The sequence below is a fragment of the Kosakonia sp. N21 genome (assembly GCF_050587465.1).
Taxonomy (GTDB): Bacteria; Pseudomonadota; Gammaproteobacteria; order Enterobacterales; family Enterobacteriaceae.
This window is the reverse complement of the sequence record NZ_JBOBHR010000002.1, coordinates 271851-295996: the sequence shown is the minus strand read 5'-3', so window position 1 is coordinate 295996 and position 24146 is coordinate 271851. Positions and strand designations below refer to the sequence as shown.

Annotated in this window: 16 protein-coding genes and 1 pseudogene; 6 read left to right on the top strand and 11 right to left on the bottom strand. The window is 57.6% G+C overall.

Annotated features, from left to right (window positions below; all coding sequences use genetic code 11):
- Positions 1 to 280: 280 nt before the first annotated feature.
- On the top strand, positions 281 to 1234 hold the full coding sequence (locus tag ACQ3G7_RS05160; RefSeq protein ID WP_263097622.1) for a sugar-binding transcriptional regulator: 954 nt from the start codon (positions 281 to 283) through the stop codon (positions 1232 to 1234).
- 314 nt (positions 1235 to 1548) lie between these two features.
- Positions 1549 to 3225 carry a methyl-accepting chemotaxis protein gene (locus tag ACQ3G7_RS05155; RefSeq protein ID WP_430889076.1) on the top strand — a complete coding sequence of 559 codons (1677 nt, stop codon included), beginning with the start codon at positions 1549 to 1551 and terminating at the stop codon, positions 3223 to 3225.
- Positions 3226 to 3303: 78 nt separating this feature from the next.
- Here ACQ3G7_RS05155 and ACQ3G7_RS05150 read toward each other — a convergent pair whose 3' ends face one another.
- The 6 genes from ACQ3G7_RS05150 to ACQ3G7_RS05125 form a co-directional block, all read right to left on the bottom strand.
- Positions 3304 to 4392: an ABC transporter permease gene (locus ACQ3G7_RS05150; RefSeq protein WP_263097620.1), complete on the bottom strand. Its 1089-nt coding sequence runs from the start codon at positions 4390 to 4392 to the stop codon at positions 3304 to 3306.
- Position 4393: 1 nt separating this feature from the next.
- A complete protein-coding gene (locus ACQ3G7_RS05145; protein ID WP_430889075.1) occupies positions 4394 to 5920 on the bottom strand; it encodes a sugar ABC transporter ATP-binding protein in 1527 nt (508 codons plus the stop codon).
- Positions 5920 to 6528 carry a DUF2291 family protein gene (locus ACQ3G7_RS05140; RefSeq protein ID WP_430889074.1) on the bottom strand — a complete coding sequence of 203 codons (609 nt, stop codon included), beginning with the start codon at positions 6526 to 6528 and terminating at the stop codon, positions 5920 to 5922. The genes ACQ3G7_RS05145 and ACQ3G7_RS05140 overlap by 1 nt, the downstream gene beginning before the upstream one ends.
- A 12-nt stretch (positions 6529 to 6540) precedes the next feature.
- Complete coding sequence (locus ACQ3G7_RS05135) at positions 6541 to 7482, bottom strand: D-ribose ABC transporter substrate-binding protein (RefSeq protein WP_430889073.1); 942 nt, start codon at positions 7480 to 7482, stop codon at positions 6541 to 6543.
- Positions 7483 to 7613: 131 nt separating this feature from the next.
- Entirely contained in the window at positions 7614 to 8261 is a 648-nt protein-coding gene (gene entD, locus ACQ3G7_RS05130) for an enterobactin synthase subunit EntD (protein WP_430889072.1), read from the bottom strand.
- A 694-nt stretch (positions 8262 to 8955) separates the two neighbouring features.
- The gene (locus ACQ3G7_RS05125) at positions 8956 to 11211 is read right to left on the bottom strand and encodes a TonB-dependent siderophore receptor (RefSeq protein WP_430889071.1); all 2256 of its coding nucleotides are present in this window, start codon (positions 11209 to 11211) and stop codon (positions 8956 to 8958) included.
- Between the two features lie 252 nt (positions 11212 to 11463).
- Between ACQ3G7_RS05125 and fes the strand changes: the two are divergent.
- From fes to entF, 3 genes and pseudogenes are all read left to right on the top strand, one after another.
- Positions 11464 to 12678, top strand: a pseudogene (gene fes / locus ACQ3G7_RS05120) (enterochelin esterase); the annotation flags it as partial.
- A gap of 27 nt (positions 12679 to 12705) precedes the next feature.
- Positions 12706 to 12924: an MbtH family protein gene (locus ACQ3G7_RS05115; protein WP_263097613.1), complete on the top strand. Its 219-nt coding sequence runs from the start codon at positions 12706 to 12708 to the stop codon at positions 12922 to 12924.
- Positions 12921 to 16808, top strand: a complete 3888-nt coding sequence (entF, locus tag ACQ3G7_RS05110) for an enterobactin non-ribosomal peptide synthetase EntF (protein WP_430889070.1) — start codon at positions 12921 to 12923, stop codon at positions 16806 to 16808. Before ACQ3G7_RS05115 ends, entF begins: the two co-directional genes overlap by 4 nt.
- Positions 16809 to 16847: 39 nt before the next feature.
- On the opposite strand, the gene ACQ3G7_RS05105 is transcribed toward entF, so the two are convergent.
- The 5 genes from ACQ3G7_RS05105 to fepD form a co-directional block, all read right to left on the bottom strand.
- A complete protein-coding gene (locus ACQ3G7_RS05105; RefSeq protein WP_430889069.1) occupies positions 16848 to 18473 on the bottom strand; it encodes a methyl-accepting chemotaxis protein in 1626 nt (541 codons plus the stop codon).
- 26 nt (positions 18474 to 18499) lie between these two features.
- Positions 18500 to 19576, bottom strand: coding sequence for an alpha/beta fold hydrolase (locus ACQ3G7_RS05100; protein WP_430889068.1), 1077 nt, complete (start codon positions 19574 to 19576; stop codon positions 18500 to 18502).
- Between the two features lie 424 nt (positions 19577 to 20000).
- Positions 20001 to 20798, bottom strand: a complete 798-nt coding sequence (gene fepC / locus ACQ3G7_RS05095; protein ID WP_430889067.1) for an iron-enterobactin ABC transporter ATP-binding protein — start codon at positions 20796 to 20798, stop codon at positions 20001 to 20003.
- On the bottom strand, positions 20795 to 21784 hold the full coding sequence (gene fepG / locus ACQ3G7_RS05090) for an iron-enterobactin ABC transporter permease (protein WP_430889336.1): 990 nt from the start codon (positions 21782 to 21784) through the stop codon (positions 20795 to 20797). Before fepG ends, fepC begins: the two co-directional genes overlap by 4 nt.
- Entirely contained in the window at positions 21784 to 22788 is a 1005-nt protein-coding gene (fepD, locus tag ACQ3G7_RS05085) for a Fe(3+)-siderophore ABC transporter permease (protein WP_263097609.1), read from the bottom strand. The genes fepG and fepD overlap by 1 nt, the downstream gene beginning before the upstream one ends.
- A 112-nt stretch (positions 22789 to 22900) precedes the next feature.
- Here fepD and entS point away from each other — a divergent pair, with 112 nt between their 5' ends.
- Positions 22901 to 24136 carry an enterobactin transporter EntS gene (gene entS, locus ACQ3G7_RS05080; protein WP_263097608.1) on the top strand — a complete coding sequence of 412 codons (1236 nt, stop codon included), beginning with the start codon at positions 22901 to 22903 and terminating at the stop codon, positions 24134 to 24136.
- The last annotated feature ends 10 nt before the right edge of the window (positions 24137 to 24146 follow it).

Sequence of the window (24146 nt, the reverse complement as noted above, 5' to 3'; positions counted from 1 at the left end):
ATTCAATCAGAGTGAAAAAACACATCCACACAGGATGTTATTGGCAGTTATTACAAGCGACGACAGGGAGTTGTCTGTTACTTGGAATATATATTCACTATTGATTTAATATTCATGATTAAAGATATGCCTTGTGCTAAGGTTTGTCTACGTCCGGGATCGGCAAATTTGAAAGAAAGGAGAAAAGGATCACATTTGGATCGCGGCAGGGTTGTTGCGCTGGCTTGTTATCTATTCAGCGATGAATAAAATATCAGGTAATGAATTTAAGGGGATCCCCATGTCAAAGCAGGATGAACAGCGGTTACTGGTGAAGATCGCCACGCTTTATTACAACGAAAATAAAAAACAGTCTGATATCGCCACATTACTCCATCTTTCGCAATCTTTTGTGTCACGCGCGTTAACCCGTTGCCAGAAAGAGGGGCTGGTGAAGATCACCGTTGTCCAGCCGACGAATATCTTTGTCGGGCTGGAAAAGGCCATTGAGCAGCAGTATGGCATTCGCCAGGCGGTTGTGGTGGACGTGGGCGAAAATGCGGGAAATGCGCAGATCAAACACGCCATCGGCAGTGCGGCGGCGCACTATGTGGAAACGCGTCTGCGGCCGGAAGACCTGGTGGGGATTTCATCCTGGAGCAGCACGATTCGCTGTATGGTCGATGAGATGCACCCGCAAAATATTCGCGCTGCGGGTGTGATCCAGTTACTCGGCGGCGTAGGGCCGAACGGCAATGTGCAGGCGACGATCCTGACGCAGCAACTGGCGGCGCATCTTGGCTGCCCGGCGTGGCTACTGCCATCACAAAGTATTGAACACTCGGTGGAGGAGCGCGCACGGCTGGTCAACAGTCCGGATGTGGCGACGGTAGTGGGTAAATTCGCTGAAGTGGATGTGGCGATTGTCGGCATTGGTGAGCTGGAGCCGTCGCAGTTGCTGAAAAACTCCGGTAACTACTATAACGAAGATATGCTCAAACTGCTCTCGGCGCGCGGCGCGGTGGGCGATATCTGTCTGCATTATTACGATGCGGCAGGTAACCCGGTGCTCAGTCACGACGAAGATCCGGTTATTGGCATGGAGCTGGCGCAGATCCGCGCTTGCCCGCATGTGATTGCGCTGGCGGGCGGAGAAGAGAAACGCAACGCCATTCGCGGCGCGTTACAGGGCAACTATATTGATGTGTTAATTACCGATTACCCCACCGCGCGCAGTCTGGTGACAGGCGAATAACGGCGCGATTTGGCGCACAGGCCGGATAAGGCGCAAGCCACCATCCGGCAGAATGCCTGAGTGCACAGTGCCGGATGGCGCTTTGCTTATCAGGCTGATAACACGGGGTGTGATGTTGCGCTTTGTCGCCGTCCCTGAAAGATATATTCACTACATCTATTTCACAGGCAGTGTTATCACTATTTTAAATAAAAGTTATTGCCTTACTTCTTTTTAATCTTAATTAACCCCGTAACCGCGCCGATGGAATCTCAGACAGGCGTGTTTTTTGCTGTCCTTAACGCTCTTATTTCACAGCAATGGTCGGGGTTTATATGCAATTTATTCATAATGTTAAGATTAAATTCGTGATGCTTGCGATTTTAATCATTTTCACTCTTCTTTGGGGCGGTGTGTCGTTTTTCTCGCTGCATGCGCTGAGCGGGTTGACGGAAGAAGTCGCGCTCACCAACGTGCAACAAGTTAACGGCGACATCATTAACAATGCCAGCGATCGCTATTACCAGGTGAAGTTATTGATGGATCGCGCATTGGTTTTTAAAGCGAATAACGATACGCAAAATTACCAGCAAACCATTGACCGTATTGGCAAAGATATCGATTTTCTGCAAGGCGGGTTAAATCAATTCAAAGTCACCGACCACGCCAATATCAGCAACAACTCGACCGATAATATTTATAACAGTTCGCTGACGTTGTTTAATCAGGCCATAAAACCGATGTTTGAAGCGGTGAAAGTCAACAACGTCGACAGCTACACGCAGTTGTCAAAAGATCAGTTCAGCCCGTTGCGCAGCGGTTTCTCTCAGGCGATCGTTGCCTACAATCAGGAGATTCACGATCTCAAAGCCGCCGCTAACGACCGCATTGCCAGTTGGGTTTCACAAACGCGCGCCATCATCATTGTGGCGATGATCATTGGTCTGGCCATGCTGGTCATGTCTGAGCGTTACCTGGCGCTGTGCCTGGCGCGTTCGCTGGAGTGGGTAAAAGAGCATTTGCAGGTGCTGTCGGTGGGTAACCTCGACAAACCGACCAAAAACCTGGGTCACAACGAAGTGGGGCAGTTGATCCCTTTCCTTGAGACAATGCAGCAAAACTGGGTAAATACCGTGACGCAGATTCGCAACAGCGCCGGTGAGATTTACCAGGGCGCCAGCGAGATTGCCTCCGGGAACACCGATCTCTCTTCCCGTACCGAAGAACAAGCCGCCGCGTTGACGCAGACCGCCGCCAGCATGGAAGAGCTGAGCGCGGTGGTGAAACAGAATGCCGATAACGCCAGCGAAGCCAGTTCACTGGCGAAAACCGCCTCGGCGGCAGTGAACAAAGGTGAGGAACGCGTGCAGGCGGTCATTGCCAGCATGAAGAACATTACCGAAAGTTCGCAGAAAATTACCGACATCATCAACGTGATCGACAGCATTGCATTCCAGACGAACATCCTGGCGCTCAACGCTGCGGTGGAAGCGGCGCGCGCCGGTGAGCAGGGGCGTGGTTTTGCGGTGGTCGCCAGCGAAGTGCGCAACCTGGCGCAGCGTAGTGCCGGGGCCGCCAAAGAGATCAAAACGCTGATTGATGAGTCGGTGGTCAACGTTAACAACGGCTTTGACCAGGTCACCCTCACCAGTGAGTCGATGGACAATATTCTGCGTTCGGTCACCAGCGTAACGGACATTATGGGTGAGATTGCCTCTGCTTCTACCGAGCAGAGCAAAGGCATCGGCCAGGTTGGTACGGCGATTTCGCAGATGGACAGCGTCACTCAGCAGAACGCCGCGCTGGTGGAAGAGTCCTCTGCAACCTCCAGCTCGCTGGAACAGCAGGCCTTCCAGTTAACGGAAATTGTCTCGGTGTTCCGCCTGCCTGGCGATGCAGCGCAAAAAAATGTCGCCGCGCGCCCGACTGCGACAAAAGCGGGCAAATCCGCCTCGCGCACGTCAGCAGCAGCGAAGAGCCACAGCCAGGAACACGAGTGGGAATCCTTCTGATAAGACCGTAAAAAAATGCCCGGTGAGCGCACCGGGCCTACACAAAAGGCCCGGGGGAACGCCCCGGGCAAGCTGGTTTTATTTTCCTTCCATAACGGCTTTTTGCGCGACGACCGCGGCTTTTTGCTGCATGCGGTTTTGCATCTGATCGATAATGACCGCCACGATGATCACAATGCCTTTGATCACCATCTGCCAGAACTCGCTGACGCCCATCATCACCAGCCCGTCGGCCAGAAACCCGATGACGAATGCGCCGATCAGCGTACCGAGCACGGTTCCGCGACCGCCTGCCAGCGAGGTCCCGCCGAGCACCACGGCGGCAATGGCGTTCATCTCAAACGCGGTGCCGTTGGCCGGGTGGCTGGCGAGTAGCTGCGCCGAAACCACAATGCCTGCCAGCGCCGCGCATAATCCGGAGAGGGTGTAGACCCAGATTTTCACCTGTTTGACCCGCACGCCGGAGAGTTCCGCGGCGCGCTCGTTATCGCCAATGGCATACACATGGCGACCAAACGGCAGGCGACGCGCAACGTAGGCTATCGCCACCGCCAGCACAATCATCAGCCAGATAGCCCACGGAATACCAAACAGCGTACCGGCGCCAATCTCATCAAAACCGGTATTGCCCAGCAGCGGGTTGCCGGCAAGACCGGGGAAAGTTTGCCCGTCGGAGGTGAGCATCGCCGCGCCGCGCAGCACGTACATGGTGCCGAGGGTGCAGATAAACGGCGCGACGTTGTAGCGGGTGATGATCCAGCCATTTATCGCGCCAATAAACCCGCCAATGAGCAGCACCAGCGGCACAATCACCCAGACGCTGGGGAAAATGGCGATACCGAACATCGGCAGCACAATGCCTTTGGTGATCATCCAACCGGCAAGCATGCCGCACAGACCCAGCGTCGCGCCAATCGACAGGTCAATGCCCGCCGTGATGATGACAAAAGTGATGCCCAGCGCCAGGAAGGCGTTGATGGCAATATGTTTAATCATGATCACCAGGCTGCCAGTGGAGAGAAAACCCGGCACGGTGGCGGTAAAAAAGCCCACAATCAGGAACAGCGCAATAAAGGTGCGCAGCTTAAGCAATAACAGGATCACACTTTCGCGTGATAGCGACGCGCCCGCGCGTGGCGTCAGCGCCACAGTTTGTGTCGTTTTCATATCAGAACCCCTGAGCACTTGCCGTTACCAGCGCCGATTCCTCGGCCCGATCGCGCACGATATCGGCGGTGAGTTTGCCGCCGGACATCACCAGTATGCGGTCAGATACCGCCATAATTTCTTTCAGATCGGAGGTGGAAAAAACCACGGCGATCCCTTGTTGCGACAGTTGCACCATCATGCGGAAGACATCCGCTTTCGCCCCGACATCGATACCGCGCGTCGGTTCATCAAGAAACAGCACCTTCGGATTGGTGAGCAGCGAGCGGCCAATCACCACTTTTTGCTGGTTCCCTCCGCTCAGTGCCTGGATCTCCACCTCCGGAGAAGAGACTTTGATCGACAGATTGCCAATGGTGCTGGTAACCACTTCCCGTTCATCTTTTTGCGCGATGGCGAAGCCGCGCTGTAAGCGACGCCACAGGCTGGCGATGGTCAGGTTGGTCGCCACCGACGAGATCGGGAAGATCCCGGTGCGTTTGCGATCTTCCGGCACCAGGCTCATGCCCATGCGGATGCGTTCCGCCGGGGTAAGCCGTTGCGGCACCGGTTTACTGTCGAGCCATATCTTGCCGAGATAGTTGCGCTCTGTGCCGAGCATGCACTCGAACAGTTCGGTGCGCCCTGCGCCCATCAGGCCGTAAATGCCGACAATCTCGCCCGCATGCACTTTAAAACTGACGTCGTTGACCGTCGCCACGCCGCTGGCATTGACGCAGGTGATATTCTCCGCCTCAAGGATTGGTGCGCCAAACGTGCGCCCCGGTGACAAGAAGTTGCTCACCGGATCGTTGCCGAGCATTTCACGCACGATCCACGGCACGTCGATATCGCAAACCCGGGCTTCGGCCTGGAATTTGCCATCGCGCAGGATGGTGATGACATCGCCAATCGCCATCAACTCTTCCAGACGGTGCGAAATATAGATAATGGATACGCCCTGGCGGGTGAGTTCGCGGATCACCCGAAACAGAATGTCGACCTCGGTCTTACTCAGCGCCGACGTGGGTTCGTCGAGGATCAAAATATCCGCGTCTTCCGCCAGCGCTTTGGCGATCTCCACCAGTTGCTGCTGACCGACTTTTAAATTACCGACCAGATCGCGTGGCGAAATCGGTTGATCCAGCCGTTTGAGCAGTTCGGCAGTGCGCTTTTCCTGCTCGGCCTCGTTAATGGGCGCGACCCCTTTTTGCAGCTCACGGCCAAGGAAAATGTTCTCCGCGACGTTGAGGTTTTCAAACAGGTTCAGCTCCTGGTGCACCATGCCGATACCGTGGGCGGCAGCGGCGCGGGTATCGGCGAAATGCACTTTCTCGCCATTCAGTAGAATGTCGCCCAGACTCGGCTGCTGTACGCCCGCGAGGATTTTCATCAGCGTGGATTTACCCGCGCCGTTTTCGCCAATAATCACGTTGACCTTGCCGCGCCAGACGTTGTAATCCACGTTATCCAGCGCGACGGTGCCGGGAAACAGCATCGACACGCCTTTGGTGCGCAGGATAATGTCGTCTACAGGTACCTCGCTCATTACTGTGCCTCCTGTTTCAACGTCAGGGCCACGGCGTCATCCGCTTTGCCGCCGCGGATGGTCACTGCCATCAGCACCGTGGCCGGTTTTCCCGCCCAACTGGCATCGACTTTGGGCAGGAGCTTCACGGCTTCACGGTTATAGGCGCGGGAGAGCTGCGCAAACTGAACCTGGTTGGTGAAATCCTCAAATTTAAAGCCGGTCGCATCGCGGATGGCATTGCCGCGTACTACCGGGCCGAGCTGAATAGTCAGCGGCTGCCCGTTCACGGTGACCACCAGTTGTTGCTCGCGGTCGTTGCTGGTGTCGACACGTTCAATCTGGCTGGTGAGTCTGACAAACACGCTTTGCGGCGTGGTGCTGCTGTTTTTCATTTGCGTGGCGAGCGTGTTGGCGTCCAGCGCATGTTTTTGGGCGGCGTCCATGACGCGTTCCTGCCAGGTTTGTTGCGCGATCTGCTGTGGGGTCAGGTTGTCGAAGCTGGCTTTCGCATTCGGATCGGCAGGCATAATCGGCTTGCCGTTTTCATCCAGATCCACCACGGTGCAGGCCGTGAGCAACAGGGCGGCGCACCCTGTCAGGATGGCGCCCCATTGTTTTAACGACATATCGCCTCCGCGTTATTTGCTGAGGTTGAACATTTTCAGTTTGCTGGCGTTGCTGTCATCGATCAGCATGCAGTCCATCAGCTGTTTCTCATCCTTCTGCGCTTTACCGTTTTTCAGGAAGTAATCAGCCTGTTCAACGGCCATTTGCGCCTGTTGCCAGCCAGGTTGCAGCACGGTGGCTTTGATATTGCCTTTGTTGATGATCGAATCGCGGACGTAGTCGCTACCGTCAAAACCGACCACGATCACGTTGGTTTTTCCGGCGGCTTTCAGCGCGGCTTCTGCGCCCAGCGCCATGGTGTCGTTACCGGAAATAACGCCAACAATGTCCGGATGGGTTTGCAAAATGGCTTCCATACGGGTGAAGGCTTCGGTCTGGCTCCAGTTGGCGGTCTGCTGCGCAACCATTTTCATATCCGGATAATCGTCCAGCACATCGTGGTAACCCTGCGACCGTACGCTGGCGTTGGTGTCTGACTGGCGGCCGAGTAATTCAACGTATTTGCCTTTGCCGTTCAGCAATTTGGCGAATTTCTCTGCGCCGAGCTGCGCGCCCTGATAGTTGTTAGAGACAATTTGCGCCACGGCGACACCGGTTTTGTTAATTTCCCGGTCGATCAGGAAGGCCGGAACGCCCGCCGCTTTGGCTTTTTCCAGTGGGCCGACGGTGGCATCGGCACCCGCATTATCAAGGATGATGGCTTTCGCTTTACGGGCGATGGCGGTTTCGATCAGTTGATTCTGTTTGTTCACGTCATCGTCGTGGGAGGCCACCAGCGTGGTATAGCCAAGCTCTTTCGCTTTTGCTGCCGCGCCATCGGCTTCCGCTTTGAAGAACGGGTTGTCGTGTGAGGGGGTAATAATCGCGATCAGGCCGCCATCCGCAGCGAACAGTGAGCCAGATGCGGCGATCATGGAAGCCAGTACAACAGATTGCAGTAGGGACTTTTTCATCTTTTTCTCCACATTGAATATATATTCAATAATGATTTATTATTCAAAGTAACGATAATTCGATGACGGCAAACTGTCTACGGTTTGCGCAGCTAATTTCTTAAAAGGAGAAAAGGATCACGATCCGCGGCTTAACCGACAGCCAGCGTCACCACGTTCGCGTGACCGGCTTGCCAGTACACAGTAGCTTGTTGATCAACAAGTTGCGGAGAAAATTCCGCCAGAAAACGCAGCGTCAGGCACCGGGGATCAATATGGGTGATGACCGCGCTGGCGAAGCCCGGAAGCGGCAACGCACGGTGAGAAAACGCTTTATAAAGGCTCTCTTTCGCGCTGAACGCCAGCGTGAGCGCCAGGGGAAACGGCAAACCGCTTGCTTCCAGTACCGCTCGTTCGGCGGAGGTGACAATGCTGTCTGTGAGCTCTGCACATAACTCGCTGCTGAACAGCGATTCGCTGTCTACGCCGATCGGATGGCGGGCAACCACCGCCAGCGCGTGGTTGTCACAGTGCGTGATACTGCCAAACAAACCTGCTGGCCAGCAGGGCTGGCGCTGCGCGCCCATTCCCGGCACCGCTGTAATACCAAAGGGCTGCAAAGCGTGGACAGCGGCAATGCGCCCGGCGAGGTGTTCAGCCTGGCGTTTGCGTCCGGCGTGTGTCAGTTCAGTGTGATGGGGCAACCAGAGTAAATCACCGGGAGTAAGGGTTAGGGGGGCGAAATCGATACGGTGCAGGGTGTGCCCGGCGAGTGAAACGGTGCGATGCGTGGTGTGCATGTTGGATCCTTGCCTGGTGTTTTTACCCTCACCCTAACCCTCTCCCTGGAAGGGAGAGGGGACCGAATGTTGCAGATCTGCGGTTTTCTCCCTCTTACGGGAAGGGAGAGGGAACCGAACGTTGCAGGCCTGTGGGTTTCTCCCTCGCCCCTGAGGGGAGAGGGCCGGGGTGAGGGGGCAGCACGTCACCGTTCTGCGGGTTTTTACCCTCACCCTAACCCTCTCCCTGGAAGGGAGAGGGAACCGAATGTTGCAGGCCTGCGGTTTTCTCCCTCTTACGGGAAGGGAGAGCGCAGAGCGTTGCAGGCCTGTGGTTTTCCCCCTCGCCCCTCAGGGGAGAGGGCCGGGGTGAGGGGACAGCACGTCACCGTTCTGCGGTTTTTTACCCTCACCCTAACCCTCTCCCTGGAAGGGAGAGGGGATCGAATGTTGCAGATCTGCGGTTTTCTCCCTCGCCCCTCGGGGGAGAGGGCCGGGGTGAGGGGGCAGTACGTCACAGTTCTGTGAATTTTTACCCTCACCCTAACCCTCTCCCTGGAAGGGAGAGGGGACCGAACGCTGCAGATCTGCGGTTTTCTCCCTCTTACGGGAAGGGAGAGGGGACCGAACGTTGCAGACCTGTGGTTTTCTCCCTCGCCCCTCGGGGGAGAGGGCCGGGGTGAGGGGGACCGAAATCCCCCTTCGCTGACCGGGATTAGAAGTGCGTGTTCACACTCATAAACCAGGTACGACCGGATTCGTTATACGTCTCCGCACCTGCGCCGTACATATACCCGGTTGTACCGCCAGTGGCCTGGGCATTACCTGCACGCCAGTGACGTTTGTCGAACAGGTTGTCAACGCCGCCCGTCAGGCTGACGTTTTTCATCACATCCCAGGTCGCGCTCAGGCCAACAATGCTGTACGGACTGACTTCGTTGGTGGCGGAGCCGGTCACACGGTTACCCTGATAATCGTACTTTTTCGGTTCCTGCTTGCCGTACCAGGTAAAGGTCGACTGCACAGAAACATCCGGCACAATCTGCCAGCTCAGGGTGGAGTTTAACGTGTATTCCGGGATGATCGACAGACGTTCGCCGGTCTCTTTGTTTTTGCTCTGCAGCATATAGGTGAAGTTGTTGCTCCAGGTGACCGCATCGGTTACCGGCACATTCAACGTTCCTTCCAGACCTTCTACGACCGCTTTTGGCACATTCTCCCATTGATAGAGGTCGGTTTTGGTTTTACCCACAGCCGTCTGGCTCAGCGGTGAATAACCGGCTTCAATCTTGTTACGATAATCGTTGCGGAACCAGGTCACCCCGGCCAGCCAGCCTTCGTGCTTGAACTCCAGACCAATCTCTTTGTTGATGCTGGTTTCGGCTTTGAGGTCATCGTTGCCCATCATGTAGCAACCCACGCCGCTGCCGCTGGCGTAGCAACCCTGGCCTTTACTGTAAAGAATGTAGTTCGGGTTGGTTTGATACAGGCTCGGTGCTTTATACGCGCGGCCAATACCCATTTTCAGGGTGAAGTCATCGCCCAGCCCCTGAGACAGGTTCAGCGATGGGCTCCAGTTATTACCCACGATGGTGTGATGGTCGAAACGCAGCGCCGGGGTCAGCATGGTGCTGTCAGTCAGCTCCATGTTGTCTTCGGCAAACACCGAGTAAATATCGGCATCGGAATAGGGGCTACGACCGGTGCTGTCCAGACCGGTAATCGGACCGCCCATGAAAGACTGGGTGTTGGACGCCATATCCTTCATGCGCTGCTGGTTCCATTCGGTGCCCAGCGTCAGGGTCTGGTTCACCAGCAGATCCAGCGGCAGGTTGATTTCGTTATGCAGCATCACGTCGGAGAGATCGATATCCGTAAACTGATTGCTGTTGAACAGACCTTCAGTGCCCCCGGCAAGTCCCTCGCCAAGACGCGAGTTGCGGGTATGTTCGTACTGCACCCAGTTACTGGTGGTGACACCATTATCCCAGCCGCCATTCCAGGTGATGGAGTAGTTCTGACGATAGAGACGGTTGGTCTCTTTGCCGTAGTTCTCTTTCACGTAGTTATTGGTGCTGCTGTCGTTGTTGGTGTTTTGCGTGTCGCCCGCGTAAAGGTTGCCCTGGCGGCTATAGCCTGCCTGGAACTCCAGGGATTGCAGCGGCGCAAAGTCCCAGCGCACTACGCCGTTAAGATCTTTATTGATTGACCCTTCGCGGCCTGCCGCCATGGTGTTGGCGTAAATACCGGTGCGCTCAGACTGGTGATTCTGGTTGATGTCCCATGCGTCGGCCTGGGTTTTCGCCAGGTTGCCGTACAGGCGGAAGCTGACATCGCCGCCCAGCGGGCCGCTCAGGCTGAAATCCGTGCGCTTGGTCGCGCCTTCGTCTTTGTGCTCCGGTGCGTTGAAGTAGCTGTTCCACGAACCATGCCACTCCTGCGAGCTATCTTTTTTAGTGATGATATTCACCACACCGCCCGCCGCGCCATTCCCGTAACGTACTGCCGCCGGGCCGCGGATCACTTCGATGCGCTCGATCATCTCTGCCGGTACCCAACTGGTATCGCCACGGCTATCGCGCTCGCCGCGCCAGCCCAGGCGTACGGAGTTACGGCTGGTGACGGGTTTGCCGTCGATCAGGATCAGGGTGTTTTCCGGGCCCATACCGCGAATATCGATCTGGCGGTTATTCCCGCGCTGACCGCTGGTGGCGTTACCGGTTAAGTTCACGCCCGGCATGGTGCGAATGATCTCAGAGACATCGCGGGCGGGCGGGTTTTTGCGGATCTCTTCGGCCGTAATGGTGGAAACACCCGGTGCCTGAAGGTTTTGCTGTGCTGCCGTGACGACGATGGTGTCATCGTGCGTACCGGCGTCGCTGGTGGTGCTGTCTGCGGCCATTGCGGGCAACGCAACACCGTAGATCCCCAGATTGACCAATAAGGCCAGGGACTTGATTTTGTTCTTCATTGTATTACCTGCTTTTCGTCGCCGCTTCCTTGGCTAATCCTTTCCCAGGGGGAGAGGAGGCGGCATGATGAAGCCGACACGCAGCGAGGTGCTCAGTCCTGAGAAAATTCGCCCACGGTGGCCATTTTTAAAAGAAAGACGCGCTTCCCACAGCGCGCCATTACGCTATTGCAAATGAAAATAGTTATCAATAATATTATCGATATTTTTTGATCTGCAAGCAAAAATTTCCACAGTAAATTTGAGGTTAAAGTCGTGACGTCAACAACGGGAAGTGATGCCTGGTGGGAGTCAAAACAGGGGCCGGAATGGGTCAAAGAAACACCGGAAGAATACAGTGTGACTTTCTGGTGGCGGGACCCGGCAGGAACGGAAGCGACATCAAACGTGCGCCGGGTATGGATTTACATTACCGGTGTCACCGATCACCATCAAAAGGCGTTGCCGCAATCGCTGACGCGCATTGCCGGTACAGATGTCTGGTACTGGAAAACGCGGCTGGAAGCGGGCTGGCGCGGCAGTTATTGTCTGATCCCGTCTGAAAATAACGACGACTTTCCTGCTGAGGTTTTTAACACCACGCCGCCGGACCGCTATGCGTTGCGCGAAGGCTGGCGCAGGTTACTGTCCCATGCGATTGCCGATCCGCTGAACCCGCAAAGCTGGCGTGGCGGGCGCGGTCATCCGGTGTCGGCGCTGGAGATGCCCGATGCGCCATTACAACCCGGCTGGCGCGATTCCGAAACACCGTTTACTGAACCGCAGCGTCTGCAATGGCGCAGCCAGCGATTGAACAACACGCGGACAGTCTGGGTGTATACCACCGGCGACAGCGACCCGACGCAGCGCCCGCTGGCGATCCTGCTGGACGGTCAGTTCTGGGCGAAAAGCATGCCGGTGTGGCCGGCGCTGGCTTCCCTCACCCGTGCGGGACAACTGCCTGAAGCGGTGTATGTCCTGATTGACGTGATTGATAACGCGCATCGCAGCGAGGAATTACCCTGCAACGCCACCTTCTGGGAAGCGGTGCAGGAAGAGCTGTTGCCGCAGGTGCGGGCGCTTGCTCCGTTTAGCGATCGCCCGGATCGCACGGTGGTGGCAGGGCAGAGTTTTGGCGGCCTCTCTTCGCTGTATGCCGGGTTGCACTGGCCGCAGCGCTTTGGTTGTGTGCTCAGCCAGTCCGGTTCGTACTGGTGGCCGCACCGTGGCGGAGAGCAGGACGGCATCCTTATTGAACAACTTAAAAACGGCGAGTTACAGCCGCACGGCCTGCGCATTGTGCTGGAGGCGGGTGTACGCGAGCCGGTCATTTTTCGGGCCAATCAGGCTCTCTTTTCTCTGTTGCAACGCACACAGCAGTCGGTTTTCTGGCGTCAGGTAGACGGCGGACATGATGTGCTTTGCTGGCGGGGCGGGCTGACTTCCGGGCTTATTACGCTCTGGCAGCCACTGACCCGCCCGCGCTAAAGCGCCTTTCCACGACAGGAGTTTGCTATGGAATTCACCAACCCCTTCGATAATCCGCAAGGGCGGTTTTACATTCTGCAAAATTCGCAGCAACAGTTCAGCCTGTGGCCTGCGCAGTGCAGCTTACCCGCCGGCTGGCGTGTTCTGTGCGAGCCGCAGCCGCAGGCGGAATGCAACGCCTGGCTTGCGGCGAACTGGCAGACATTAACCCCGGCGCACTACGCGCAATCAGGGAGCGATCAATGAGCACACGTTTACCGCTGGTGGCCGCCCAGCCAGGGATCTGGATGGCGGAACAACTTTCGTCACTGCCCAATGCCTGGAGCGTAGCGCACTATGTGGAGTTGCAGGGAGAGATAGATGCGGCGTTGCTGGCGCAGGCGATTGTCGCCGGAATGATGCAAGCGGACACGCTGCGTATGCGTTTTACGGAAGATAACGGTGACGTGTGGCAATGGGTGGATGACGCGCAGACCTTTGCCGTCCCGGCGATTGTCGATCTTCGCCGCGAGTCCGACCCGCACGCCGCCGCCCTCAGTTCGATGCAGGCCGATCTCGGGCAAAACCTGCGCGTAGAAAGCGGCAAACCGTTGGTGTTCCATCAGTTACTGCGCGTGGGTGAACAACGCTGGTACTGGTATCAGCGTTATCATCATTTAGTGGTGGATGGCTTCAGTTTCCCGGCTATTACCCGCCAGATTGCCGCTATTTACAGCGCCTGGCGTCGCAGTGAACCCACACCGTCTTCGCCGTTCACGCCGTTTGCTGAGGTGGTGGATGAGTATCAGCGTTACCGGGACAGCGAGAGCTGGCAGCGGGACAGCGCTTTCTGGGCGAAACAGCGCAGCGAACTGCCGCCGCCGGTATCGCTTTCCGCCACGCCATTGCCCGGGCGTGCGGCGACCACCGACATCCTGCGGCTGAAAATGGCGATGGATGCGCAGGCCTTTCGCCGCTTAACCCAGGCCGCGCCGCAGAACGCCCCGGCAGACCTGGCGCTGGCGCTGGTGGCGTTGTGGCTGGGACGACTCTGCGGACGCACTGATTATGCGGCGGGCTTTATCTTTATGCGCCGCATGGGATCGGCGGCACTGACCGCTACCGGCCCGGTATTGAATGTGTTGCCGCTGGGTGTTCGCCTGGACGCCACGCAAACCCTGCCTGCGCTGGCGACTCAGCTTGCCGCGTCGCTGAAAGCGATGCGCCGCCATCAGCGGTATGACGCCGAGCAGATCGTGCGTGATGCCGGGCGCGCTGCCGGAGACGAGCCGCTGTTTGGCCCGGTCTTCAACGTCAAAATGTTCGACTATTTGCTGGATGTTGATGGCATCAACGGCGTCACGCACACGCTGGCGACCGGGCCGGTGAACGATCTGGAGATTGCCCTGTTCCCGGACGAAGAGGGCGGCCTGACGCTGGAAGTGCTGGCCAACCGCAGCCGCTATGATCGGCAGACACTGGACGCGCACATTGCGCGCCTGCCGCAATTGCTGCGTCAGTTTGCCGGCAATCCGGCGCTGCGCTGTGGCGATGCGGAGTTGATTGCGCCACACGAAGCCGAACAACTGGCGACAATCAACGCGACGCAGGTTGCGCTGCCCGCGACCACGCTAAGCGCGCTGGTGGCGGCGCAGGCGGCGAAAACCCCGGATGCGCCCGCGCTGGCGGACGCCCGCTGGCAGTTCAGCTACCGCGAATTGCGTGAGCAGGTGGTCGCGCTGGCAAACCAGTTGCGCCAGCTTGGCGTACAGCCCGGCGATAGCGTGGCGGTGGCGTTGCCGCGCTCGGTGTTTCTGACGCTGGCATTGCACGGTATTGTTGAAGCAGGCGCCGCCTGGTTGCCGCTGGATACCGGTTATCCGGACGATCGCCTGCGCATGATGCTGGAAGATGCGCAGCCGCGGTTATTGATCACCTCGGAAGATCAACTGGCGCGCTTTAGCGATATCCCGGGTCTTACCCACTTCTGTTATCAGCAGCCGTTGGCAACGGGCCGTTGCGAACCGCTCAATCTGGCGCGCCCCGATCATACCGCGTATATCATTTTCACCTCGGGTTCTACCGGGCGACCCAAAGGGGTGATGGTCGGTCAAACCGCCATCGTTAACCGCCTGCTGTGGATGCAGGATCATTACCCGCTGAATGGCGACGATGTGGTCGCGCAAAAAACGCCGTGCAGTTTTGACGTCTCGGTGTGGGAGTTCTGGTGGCCGTTTATCGCCGGTAGTCAACTGGTGATGGCGGAGCCGGAAGCGCACCGCGATCCGCAAGCCTTGCAGGCATTCTTTGCTCGCTACGGTGTGACCACCACCCACTTTGTCCCGTCGATGCTGGCGGCGTTTGTCGCCTCGCTGACGCCGGAAAGCGCGCAGCAGAGCTGCCGGACGCTGAAACAGGTGTTCTGTAGCGGTGAAGCGCTGCCTGCCGATCTATGCCGTGAGTGGCAGCAACTGACGGGCGCGCCATTGCACAATCTGTATGGCCCAACCGAAGCGGCGGTGGACGTGAGCTGGTACCCGGCGTACGGCGAGGCACTGGCGGGCGTGCAAGGCAACAGCGTGCCCATTGGCTACCCGGTGTGGAATACCGGTTTGCGCATTCTGGATGCCATGATGCGCCCGGTTCCGCCAGGCGTGGCGGGGGATCTCTATCTCACCGGCATTCAACTGGCACAAGGGTATCTGGGGCGTCCGGACCTGACCGCCAGCCGTTTTATCGCCGACCCGTTTGTTGCTGGCGAGCGGATGTACCGCACCGGGGATGTGGCGCGCTGGCTGGATAACGGCGCGGTGGAGTACCTCGGGCGCAGCGACGATCAACTGAAAATTCGCGGTCAGCGTATTGAACTGGGCGAAATTGATCGCGCCATGCTGACCTTACCGGATGTCGCGCAGGCGGTTGCTTACGCGTGCGTCTTCAACCAGGCGGCGGCCAGCGGCGGCGATGCGCGTCAACTGGTGGGGTATGTGGTGTCGGCGTCCGGCTTACCGCTGGATACCGCCGCGTTGCAGGCGCACCTGCGCGAGCAGTTACCGCCACATATGGTGCCGGTGCTGTTGCTGCAACTGGCGGAACTGCCGCTGAGCGCCAACGGTAAACTCGATCGTAAAGCGCTACCGCTGCCAACGCTGACCACGAAACGCGGCGGTCGCCCACTGCGCGAGGGCCGAGAAACGCAGGTAGCGCAGGCCTTTGCCGCGCTGTTGGGCTGCGAAGTGAACGATGCCGAAGCCGACTTCTTCGCCCTTGGCGGCCACTCACTGCTGGCAATGCGCCTGGCGGCACAGTTGAGTCGCGAATGCGAGCGCCAGGTGACGCCGGGGCAGATTATGGTGGCGTCGACGGTGGAAAAACTGGCTGCGTTGCTGGAACAAAGTCTGTCGGCGGAAGAGGCGCAACGTCTGGGGCTGGAAACGCTGCTGCCGCTGCGTGAAAGCGACGGCCCAACGCTGTTTTGCTTCCACCCGGCTTCCGGCTTTGCCTGGCAGTTTAGCGTGCTGGCGCGCTACTTAGCGCCGCGCTGGTCAATCACCGGGATCCAGTCGCCGCGACCGTCCGGGCCGTTGCAGCAGGCCGCTACGCTGGATGATGCCTGCGAGCAACATCTGGCGACGCTGCTGGCGCAGCAACCGCACGGGCCTTACTACCTGTTCGGGTATTCGCTGGGCGGCACGCTGGCGCAGGGCATTGCTGCACGCCTGCGCCAGCGTGGCGAAGACGTGGCGTTCCTCGGGCTGCTCGACACCTGGCCGCCGGAAACGCAAAACTGGGCGGAGAAAGAGGCTAACGGGCTGGATCCTGACGTGCTGGCGGAAATTGAGCGCGAGCGGCAGGCCTTCCTGGCGGCACAACAGGGGCAAGCTTCCGGCGAGCTGTTCCGCCACATTGAAGGCAACTATGCGGATGCCGTGCGTCTGTTGACTACCGCGCACAGCGTGCCGTTTGACGGTAAAGCCACACTGTTTGTTGCCGAACGTACGCTGCAACCGGGAACGGATCCGCATAAAGCCTGGGCGCCGTGGGTGAAAGAACTGGAGGTGTATCGCCAGGATTGCGCCCACGTGGATATCATCTCGCCGCAGGCGTTTGAACGTATCGGCCCGGTATTACGGGAAGTGTTAGGGGCGTAATGTTTATCCCCCATCCCGGGTGGGGTGGGGGATAATCGGTTAGTTCACATTCGCGAACGCCATGTTCTGCTGTCCGGCATGATCATGGCGATCGTTTCCGGATGCGCGCCCGCCGTCAGCAAGCTGGAAACGCGTCACCGATTGTTGCAAATGCGCCACCTGCTGTTGCAGGGAACCGGCTGCGGTTGCGACTTCTGCCACCAGTGAGGCATTCTGCTGGGTTACGCCGTCCATTTGATGGATCGCAATATGAATCTGTGAAATGCCCCGCGTCTGCTCGCCGGATGCCATCATCACCTCATCCATAATATCCACCACCTTTTTGACATCGAGCATCACGTCGTTCATGGTCGCGCCAGCCTCTTTCACCAACCCTGAACCCTGTTCAATACGGCTGAGAGAGTCATTGATCATCGTGCCAATCTCTTTCGCCGCCGTGGCGCTGCGCTGCGCCAGCACACGCACTTCTGAGGCCACCACGGCAAAACCGCGACCGGCTTCTCCGGCGCGCGCCGCTTCCACCGCCGCATTGAGCGCCAGCAGGTTGGTCTGGAAGGCAATGCCGTCAATCACACCCACGATATCGCCAATTTTGGCGGAGCTTTTTTCAATCGCATCCATGGTGGAAACCACTTCAGACACCACGTTAGCGCCACGGGAGGCTGTCGACGACGCCTTCAGCGACAGGTCGTTTGCCTTGCGCGTGTTCTCTTCGTTGTTTTTCACCGTCGCCATGATCTGCTCCATGCTGGAGGCGGTTTCATCCAGCGACGCGGCCTGCTGCTCTGTGCGGCTGGAAAGATCGATATTCCCGGACGCAATCTCTTCCACCCCCGAGCCGATAGCATCCGTGCCGCTACGCACTCTCTGCACGATGTTTTCCAGCCCATCACGCATACGCTGGACGGCGGCAAAGAGCTGGGCTATCTCGTTTTTACCGCTGATATCGATGCGCGCCCGCAGATCGCCTTCGGCAATACGGTCGAACACGGTAATCACATGATTGAGTGGCTTGACGATCAGATTGGTCATTACTGACCAGGCCAGTCCTGCCAGCACCAGCGCACAGGCGATAGAGAAATAGAGGGCGAACGACATCCGCGTGACGCGGTTATTGGAGTCATCGTAGGCGTTATCAATGCTTTTCAGCTTCCAGGCGACCAGCGCTTTCGAGGCTTTATCAAAATCGGCGTACAGAGCGGTGGATTTCCCGGCGTACTGGCGGTACTCATCCAGTTTACCGGCTTCCAGCGCGGTAAACGCCGGGCCAATAAACGTTTTCATCAGCGTATCGCGCGATGCCGCCATTTCTGCGGCAATCGCCTGCTCTTCAGCGGATTGCGGATATTTCAGGTACTCCTGCCATTTCGCGCCGGCGCTATCGATCTTACTTTTGGCGCGATCCAACGCCACTTTCGCTTTTTCCGTTTCGCCACTGCCCATCAGTGATTCATACAGACGTAAATCCAGGCGGCCGCGCAGTAATAATTCAGAGCTTTCATTCAGTGCGACCAGTCCCGGTAATACTTCAGTATCGACGTGAGCAAAGGATTTATTGCCCGACTGTACGGCGACTGAACCCAAAATTCCCACGAAGAGTAATAGTGCTGTCAGCGAGAAAATCATTATGCTGAGTGCGGTGCGGATCTTTATTTTACGAAACATTGAATATTCCCTGTGTGCGACGAAGATTAATGTTTAGCGTGCTCGTTGGCCGTGCTGGCTAAAAATATTTTGAGTTTTTCATTATAAAATTTGGCGGACATCGTGGTGCCGTGACCACTGGTCTCTGTGCTTGCCGGAATAAGGAACAGTTCAGCCTGTTTTATCTGCTTTAATGTCTCGCTGAAGGTACTGGTTTCCGGTGGATTACGTTCGTCATCTGCTGAATTAATGATCAACATTGGCGCGGTAATGTTCTTTAAGGTGGGCAGGGCGTTGTAATTGGCGGACGAACCCCAGAGATAAATAAAATCGTTGGCATCGGCAGTGACGGGCGCAGCGAGTCGTTCATCAACCACTTTATCCGCCAGCGCGCGGGTTGGCGCTTTATGTTGTAAGGCCTGCGTACCGCCCGTTGTGGCAATACTGAACATAATATTGGCTGTCTTTAACGCGGGCGGCTGTTGGCGGTAATTGCCTTCAGCCCAGGCGGGATCGTTTTTGATGGACTCAATCAACATCCGACGCAGCATCCAGTTACGTCCCGATAATTCATTGGGTTGCGATGCCATCGGCACCAGCGCATCCATCATTGACGGGTATTTTTCACCCCATAACCAGGTTTGCATGCCCCCCATTGAATAACCCATCACCAGGCGTAAATGAGAAATGCCCAAACCTTCTTTCACTAAGCGATATTGTGCGGTCACCATATCGTCATAATCGTAGTGCGGAAATGCCATACGCAAGCCGTCTGACGGTTTGGATGATTTTCCTGACCCGATACTTTCCGGCATGATAATAAAGTATTTACTGCTGTCCAGAGCCTGGCCCGGGCCAAACAACTCACCGGCAAATCCCTGCGCTAATAAGGCTTTAATGGGTTGATTCGTCCCGTGAAGCAGTAATACGGCAGGTTTACTTTTGTCCCCCAGCGTAAAGTAATGAAGGCGCAAGTCGTTCAGTTTTTCGCCGTTATTAAAGGTGAATTCTTTGGCAATCCACTCTTTTTCTTCCGGTACCGGAGGTGAATTGGCTGCGTGAGTTGAAAGTGACAGAGTTAACAGAATGGCACCAGCCACCCCTGTTATTATGCGGATAAACATAAAATAACCTTTTGGATATATGCAGGTTTTGGAAACCTGATGTTAGTTTTTATTGAGATAAATCCCAATAAACATTAACGACGGGAATGCAAAAAAGCATGACGTCCTTTGTTTTTGCGTTTTTGCGAGATATTTTTCAGACGGTTTTTCTTACGCTAAAATATCTTAAAAGGGGAGCTGGCCGGAGGTGTTTATATTGATTAAGGTTTTTTATGGTTATATTACAGTCACTATTAGCATTCCTTAATAATAACGTTATTGCAGCTTAAGAATAAAGACGCTGGAAAATAGCATAAAGAATATCATTTATTGTTTACAGTAAAATGTCGTGCGGCGGCGAAAAAAAATGCGCAGGTATGTAGATATACCTGCGCATCAGAAATGAAAGATATCCTGGCGGTTCAGCGTGTGGAAAGTAAACCTGCTATTTGCTGCGCCCCAGCGGCACCACCAGCGGGGTATGCGCCACCGGATCGTCAATGATCATACAGCGTAAACCGTATACCGCCTCAATCAGTGCCGGGGTGACAATCTCTTTCGGCGCGCCCTGCGCCACGATCTTGCCATCCCGCAGGGCTATCAGATGTGTTGCGTAGCGGCAGGCCTGGTTCAAATCGTGCAGTACCGCCGCCAGCGTGTAACCCTGTTCGCGATTGAGTTCACTTAACAGCTCCAGCAGATCAATCTGGTAGCTGATATCCAGCCAGGTGGTCGGCTCGTCGAGCAGCATGATCGCCGTTTCCTGCGCCAGCACCATGGCGATCCATGCCCGTTGACGCTGTCCTCCCGAGAGCGTATCCACACTCTGGTTGGCCAGCGCATCGACGCCCGTGGCGTTCATCGCCCGCTTAACCGCCTCTTCATCCTCTTTACGCCAGCGGGTAAACAGAGGTTGGTGCGGGTAACGACCGCGCGCTACCAGCTCCTGCACCGTGATGTCTCCCGGCGTGGTGGCGTTTTGCGCCAGCAGGCCAACGCGACGCGCCACCTCTTTGCTGGCAAAACGCTGGATCTGTTCACCATCCAGATAGACATGCCCCTGCGCGGGTGTCATCAGGCGGCTTAAGGTGCGTAATAGCGTCGATTTGCCGCAGCCGTTGGGGCCAATAATGGCGGTGAAATGGCCGTCGGGAATGGCGACGTTTAACTGCTCGGCGACAATCTTTTTGCCGTAACCCAGGGTTAACGCTTCGCCGCGCAAACGGGTTTGTGTGTCGATCATTTTTTGCGGGACTCCTGAATTAACAAGGCGATAAGGTAAATACCGCCGAGACTGACGGTCACGACACCCACCGGCAACTGATACGGCGTAAAGCCTTGCTGAGCGAGCATGTCCGCCAGGAGCAATACCAGTGCGCCGCACAGCGCAGACTGGACCAATCCCCAGCGGGCAGTGGCGCTCAGGCGGCGGGCGATGTGCGGCGCCACCAGCGCGATAAACGAAATCGGCCCCGCCAGCGCGGTGGCGGCGGCGGTGAGTGCCACGGCGACCAGCATCAGCATCAGCCGGGAGCGTTCGACGCTGACGCCGAGTGCGCAGGCGCTGTCATCGCCCATCTCCAGTAAGCGCATACGCCGGGCGAGCAGGGCGGCAAAAATAAACATCAGCGCAATCAGCGGCGCGGAAGGCAGGGTCTTCGCCCAGGTCAGCCCGTTCAGCGAACCGGCATTCCACAGCCCGGCGGAGAGGGCCGTTTCCAGTGAGGCATGCAACAGCAGCCAGGTGTTAAACGCCATCAGCATCGCGCGCACGCCGATGCCGACAATGATCAAACGGAAGGTTTCAATCCCGTTGCGCCAGGCCAGCAGCCAGACCACCAGCGATGTCACTATGCCGCCCGCCATCGCCGCCAGGGCAATGGCGGTCATGTGCTGACCAAACAGCACCATCGCCACCAGCACGCCGCTCCAGGCACCGGTATTAAATCCCATCACATCCGGACTGCCTAAGGGGTTGCGCAACAGGGACTGGAAAATCGCCCCGCTGACGCCAAGGGCCGCGCCCACCAGCAGCGCCATCAACACGCGGGGTAAACGCCATTCGGTCACCACAAGCTGCATGGCGCGGGGCGCATCGCCGGTCAGGGCATCAATAACCTGCGAGAACGCCAGGGTCACGGTGCCGCTGCGCAGGCTCCACACGGCCAGCAGCAGTGCGGCGAGCGCCATCAGCAGGCAACTGGCGACCAGGCGACGGGAAGGGGCCATCATAAGCCGCCTCCGCGCGCGCGGCGCACCAGCACAATCAACACCGGCGCACCGATAAAGGCGCTGACCACGGAGACGCGTAATTCACCCGGCACAATCACCCGGCCAATCATATCGGCGAACAGCAGCAACGCCGGGGTAGCGATCAGCGTGGCCGACAGCGACCAGCGATGATCGGCGCCCACCAGCCAGCGCGCCATGTGCGGCATCATCAGGCCGATAAAGGCAATCGGGCCGACCAGCGCTGTGGCGCTACCGCACAGGACGGTAATGATCAGCAGACCGAGCAACTGTGTGCGCGCCACTTTGCTGCCCAGCGCGGTGGCCGTATCGCTGCCGAGGCTCAGGCTATTGAGCGATCGGCTCAGCATCAGCGCGGCTATTGCTGCCAGCAGTACCGGCAGCACGACAATCTTCAGGGTATGCAGGGTGCGAATATCCAGCGAGCCTGCCTGCCAGAAACGCAGCTGATCGTAGACGTCGGCATTCAGCAGCGAGATGCCGCTGGACAACCCTTCCAGCACGGCGGCCAGCGCAACGCCCGCCAGCGTGAGGCGCACCGGGCTAAGCTGCCCGCCGCCCTGGCTGCCGGTAAACGCCACCAGCAGCGATGCCGCCAGCGCGCCGCAAAACGCCAGCAGCAGTTGTTCCGTGGGGGAGGTGATGCCGATCAGCGCCGCGCCGAGCACAATGGCGAAACTGGCTCCCGCATTAACGCCCAGCAGGCCGGGGTCGGCCAGTGGGTTGCGGGTCAGCGTTTGCATCAACGCGCCAGCCAGTCCGAGCGCGCCGCCCGCAAGCAGTCCCGCCAGCGTGCGCGGCAGGCGAGCGTCTTTGATGATGATGCAGTCCGCGCTCTGGCAGACGCCGGTGAGGGCATCCATCACCACGGCGGCGGGCAGGGTTTTTGCGCCAATAAACAGGCTGAGTGCAACGGCGGCTAACAGCAATATCAATAACCCGGCAAGGGCGACAGGGCGCGCCGGGAAAGCAGAAAACGACATAAAACGTCCCAAACTTGATAATGATAGTAATTATCGTTATCGATCTTGTTTTGATATGTTAACATGCATAGCCTGCGAATGGACACAAAAAGTGCGTATTTAAGGCGTTGTAATGAAGCAACAATCCTGGCTGTTGAACCTGAGCCTGCTGCAGACGCATCCGGCTTTCCGCGCGGTATTTCTGGCGCGTTTTATCTCGATTTTATCGCTCGGGCTGCTGGGCGTGGCGGTGCCGGTGCAAATCCAGGCCATGACCCACTCCAGCTGGCAGGTGGGTCTGGCGGTGACGCTGACCGGCGGCGCAATGTTTGTTGGCCTGATGCTCGGCGGTGTGCTGGCGGATCGTTACGAACGTAAGAGACTGATTTTACTGGCGCGTTCTACCTGTGGCGTGGGTTTCATTGGCCTGTGCCTGAATGCGCTCTTGCCGGAACCGTCGCTGGCGGCCATTTATCTGCTCGGCTTGTGGGATGGTTTTTTCGGCGCGCTGGGTGTCACGGCGCTGCTGGCGGCGACGCCTGCGCTGGTCGGGCGGGAAAACCTGATGCAGGCGGGCGCGATCACCATGCTGACGGTTCGCCTCGGCTCGGTGATTTCGCCTATGTGCGGTGGTTTGCTGCTGGCCTCCGGCGGGGTGGTGTGGAACTACGGTCTGGCAGCGGCAGGCACGTTTATTACCTTGCTGCCGTTGCTCAGTTTGCCTGCGCTGCCGCCGCCTCCCCAGCCGCGCGAGCATCCGTTGAAATCGCTGCTGACGGCGCTGCAATTTTTACTGCGTAATCCGCTGATCGGCGGTATTGCGCTGCTTGGCGGGCTGCTGACGATGGCAAGCGCGGTGCGCGTGCTGTACCCGGCGCTGGCCATTGGCTGGAACATGTCGGCGGCGGAGATCGGCTTGCTGTATGCCGCACTGCCGCTGGGGGCGGCTATTGGTGCATTGACCAGCGGTAAGCTGGCGCACAGCGAGCGTCCGGGGGTGATTATGCTGATCACCACCGTCGGGGCGTTTATCGCCATTGGTTTATTCAGCCTGATGCCTTTCTGGGCGCTGGGCGTGGTGTTTCTGGCGCTGTGCGGCTGGCTGACGGCAGTAAGTTCGCTGTTGCAGTACACGCTGCTACAAACCCAGACCCCGGAAGCGATGCTCGGGCGCATAAATGGTTTATGGACGGCGCAAAACGTCACCGGCGATGCCATTGGCGCGGCGTTGTTGGGGGCGATGGGGTCGATGATGACGCCGGTCTCTTCCGCCAGTCTCAGTGGGCTGGTGCTGGCGGTCGTTGGTCTGGCGCTGGTGGGCGGGCTCAGCGAGCTGCGACGTTTTCGTCAGACGCAGCCCGCGGCGTAATCACTGCCAG

What these genes read in the sequence shown, in the direction of transcription:
- ACQ3G7_RS05160 (WP_263097622.1), top strand. Translation starts at nt 281, where the DNA reads ATGTCAAAGCAGGATGAACAGCGGTTACTGGTGAAGATCGCCACGCTT.
- ACQ3G7_RS05155 (WP_430889076.1), top strand. Translation starts at nt 1,549, where the DNA reads ATGCAATTTATTCATAATGTTAAGATTAAATTCGTGATGCTTGCGATT.
- ACQ3G7_RS05150 (WP_263097620.1), bottom strand. Translation starts at nt 4,392, where the DNA reads ATGAAAACGACACAAACTGTGGCGCTGACGCCACGCGCGGGCGCGTCG.
- ACQ3G7_RS05145 (WP_430889075.1), bottom strand. Translation starts at nt 5,920, where the DNA reads ATGAGCGAGGTACCTGTAGACGACATTATCCTGCGCACCAAAGGCGTG.
- ACQ3G7_RS05140 (WP_430889074.1), bottom strand. Translation starts at nt 6,528, where the DNA reads ATGTCGTTAAAACAATGGGGCGCCATCCTGACAGGGTGCGCCGCCCTG.
- ACQ3G7_RS05135 (WP_430889073.1), bottom strand. Translation starts at nt 7,482, where the DNA reads ATGAAAAAGTCCCTACTGCAATCTGTTGTACTGGCTTCCATGATCGCC.
- entD (WP_430889072.1), bottom strand. Translation starts at nt 8,261, where the DNA reads ATGCACACCACGCATCGCACCGTTTCACTCGCCGGGCACACCCTGCAC.
- ACQ3G7_RS05125 (WP_430889071.1), bottom strand. Translation starts at nt 11,211, where the DNA reads ATGAAGAACAAAATCAAGTCCCTGGCCTTATTGGTCAATCTGGGGATC.
- ACQ3G7_RS05115 (WP_263097613.1), top strand. Translation starts at nt 12,706, where the DNA reads ATGGAATTCACCAACCCCTTCGATAATCCGCAAGGGCGGTTTTACATT.
- entF (WP_430889070.1), top strand. Translation starts at nt 12,921, where the DNA reads ATGAGCACACGTTTACCGCTGGTGGCCGCCCAGCCAGGGATCTGGATG.
- ACQ3G7_RS05105 (WP_430889069.1), bottom strand. Translation starts at nt 18,473, where the DNA reads ATGTTTCGTAAAATAAAGATCCGCACCGCACTCAGCATAATGATTTTC.
- ACQ3G7_RS05100 (WP_430889068.1), bottom strand. Translation starts at nt 19,576, where the DNA reads ATGTTTATCCGCATAATAACAGGGGTGGCTGGTGCCATTCTGTTAACT.
- fepC (WP_430889067.1), bottom strand. Translation starts at nt 20,798, where the DNA reads ATGATCGACACACAAACCCGTTTGCGCGGCGAAGCGTTAACCCTGGGT.
- fepG (WP_430889336.1), bottom strand. Translation starts at nt 21,784, where the DNA reads ATGGCCCCTTCCCGTCGCCTGGTCGCCAGTTGCCTGCTGATGGCGCTC.
- fepD (WP_263097609.1), bottom strand. Translation starts at nt 22,788, where the DNA reads ATGTCGTTTTCTGCTTTCCCGGCGCGCCCTGTCGCCCTTGCCGGGTTA.
- entS (WP_263097608.1), top strand. Translation starts at nt 22,901, where the DNA reads ATGAAGCAACAATCCTGGCTGTTGAACCTGAGCCTGCTGCAGACGCAT.